Origin of the sequence: Massilia sp. UYP32, assembly GCF_050434365.1 — a bacterium.
GTDB classification, from domain to species: Bacteria; Pseudomonadota; Gammaproteobacteria; order Burkholderiales; family Burkholderiaceae_D; genus Telluria; species Telluria timonae.
The window spans coordinates 1-2112 of the sequence record NZ_JBNDIK010000059.1; the positions used below are offsets into that span (position 1 = coordinate 1).

Here is a 2112-nt window from a genome sequence, read left to right on the forward strand (position 1 = left end):
CGATGCAAAGACGCCCATCCTCGCGCTCAAAGAATGGCAGCAAAAACGGCCGGAATTATTCGTTAAGCGGGTTTATGAACAGGCGGGACTTGACATCTACATGTGTAAGTAAGATGCTGTTCGCGAAGTGAAAATAAAAAGCCCCGAAAACTCTCGCCGGGGCGCTTTTCTTTGCTTCGTGACAAATCGAAGGTGGTGAAGCAAATAGGCCCGGAGCATTCCGGGCCTTCTAATATACTCCCTGCTTACGCGACTTTATTAGCCGCTAAATCCCACCCGCCGACAGTCGAGCCACCTCCGCCTCCGCCGATCTTCTGTTGAGTGTATTTCCATTTTACCTTGGAGAATTTCAGGCTTACATGCTCCTGTAAAATCGCACCGGCTTCGATGCCGGGCGAAATGGCGCCGATGAGAACGTTATCCAGTTCGATTTCGAAATACTTGATTGGATTTCCGTTCCCGTCGGCGCGCATGAATTCGAACTTGGCTTTTGGTATGGTTTTTCCCATTGCGCAGGTCTGCATAAGAATTGGCGACGACAAGTCCGCCATTTTGCTGAACGTGACTTCTTCCAGTTCGACTCTTTCTGCCGTATGGCCCCCGCCGGTCGATGCGGTTGCGCTGCGGGGTTGAATGAGTCCCCAGTTCACCGACGCGCACTCAATCCAATCCTTATGCTTGTCATCCTGCGACTCGCCCTTAATCCCATCGATTTGCAGATAAACATCGATTGCCATGATTCCTCCGGTGTTTGTTGAGCCTGTTATGCTGCCTCAGCTAATGCCGGGTCCACTTGTGCAGAGTCAATAGCTCTTTCGTCCGTAATGATAGCTTGATTATCTCCATCACTATGGAGCGAAATATGACTAGCAACAAGCCCGCCCCCGTAAGGCCTACTGCCAAAATGAGAATGTCTCCTGAGGGGCGCGCTCGCCTCCGAGCAACTGAAAAGGCGATATATCGATATTACAATGATATGGGGAAAAACAAGGGGCATTGCACTTGGGGAGTAGGCATTCTCGCTCACAAGGGCGTTTGCACAAAAGAGGAGCTGGAAAAGAAGGTATCGGTCGAAATGGTTGACCAGGAATTCGAACGCAAGATTGCAGAGACCGAGGCAATCATTCACCGCAATATTAGAGTCGAACTCAATCAGGCACAGTTTGATGCGCTTTGCAGTCTCGCTTATAACACGGGAGCAACCGGCGCCAGCAAAACTTTCGGATATGTGAATCGTGGAGATTTTGCCGGAGCCGCCAACAATATGTCGTCACTGATTAACGTCACGGTAGTCGAGAAAGGCAGAAAAAAGCGCGTGATAGCTCCTGGACTTATCAAGAGACGTGCTGAAGAGAGCGCGCCATTCCGGAACGAGAAAGCCACCACCGCCACTCGCAACTAAGGAGAACTGCAAATGTCGTTGCTTCGACTTTTACCCTTGATCCGACGCGCCAGTATTCTGCAATTCTTCTTGTTACTTGTTCTTGTGGCAGCGCCTTCAGTCAAAGCCTCAGACTCGATAGAACGTATGGTAACGGGTAAATGGCGATTTACCAAGCCGATTGATAGCGCTAATGTCACCTCTCTCGATGACCGTGAGGCAGCGCAGCTAGTCGGCCAAATTTTTACGATAGGGAAAGATAAAGTCGCGTTCGGTAAGGAGGACTGCGGAGAGACCGGGTTTGAAGCAAAGAAAGTTGAGCCGACCCTATACTTGCGTAAAGCATTTAACTCAACCGTCGAAGGGCTCAAACTCCCCAATCCGGTTACGGTTGTTGAAATTAGTTGCACCTCAGTTTTTATTAGAAATCGGAACAGGCTTGTTATATTCTGGGACGGTTGGTTCTTTGATGCCGTGCGAGTAAGGAAGTAATCAGCGGCTTGCATTGCGCCGGGTATCTGCGCAAATATTCCAGATGCTCCGGCGAAATAATTTTCAGTGTCAGTTCAAAGACTCATCGCACAGATTCGGCGCGTTCCCCGATAAGGCCGAATCCTGAGCGTTCGATGCGAGTAGTTGTCAAGTCCCGCCTGTTCATAAACCCGCTTAACGAATAATTCCGGCCGTTTTTGCTGCCATTCTTTGAGCGCGAGGATGGGCGTCTTTGCATC

At 50.0% G+C, this 2112-nt stretch carries 3 protein-coding genes; 2 read left to right on the forward strand and 1 reads right to left on the reverse strand.

Annotated features, from left to right (window positions below):
- Window positions 1–245: 245 nt before the first annotated feature.
- Window positions 246–737, reverse strand: a complete 492-nt coding sequence (locus ABIB42_RS25805; protein WP_005666678.1) for an Hcp family type VI secretion system effector — start codon at window positions 735–737, stop codon at window positions 246–248.
- 125 nt (window positions 738–862) lie between these two features.
- Here ABIB42_RS25805 and ABIB42_RS25810 point away from each other — a divergent pair, with 125 nt between their 5' ends.
- Together ABIB42_RS25810 and ABIB42_RS25815 are read left to right on the forward strand one after the other, a co-directional pair.
- Window positions 863–1402, forward strand: a complete 540-nt coding sequence (locus ABIB42_RS25810) for a lysozyme (RefSeq protein WP_005666679.1) — start codon at window positions 863–865, stop codon at window positions 1400–1402.
- 12 nt (window positions 1403–1414) lie between these two features.
- The gene (locus ABIB42_RS25815; protein WP_157225555.1) at window positions 1415–1873 is read left to right on the forward strand and encodes a hypothetical protein; all 459 of its coding nucleotides are present in this window, start codon (window positions 1415–1417) and stop codon (window positions 1871–1873) included.
- Window positions 1874–2112 lie beyond the last annotated feature (239 nt).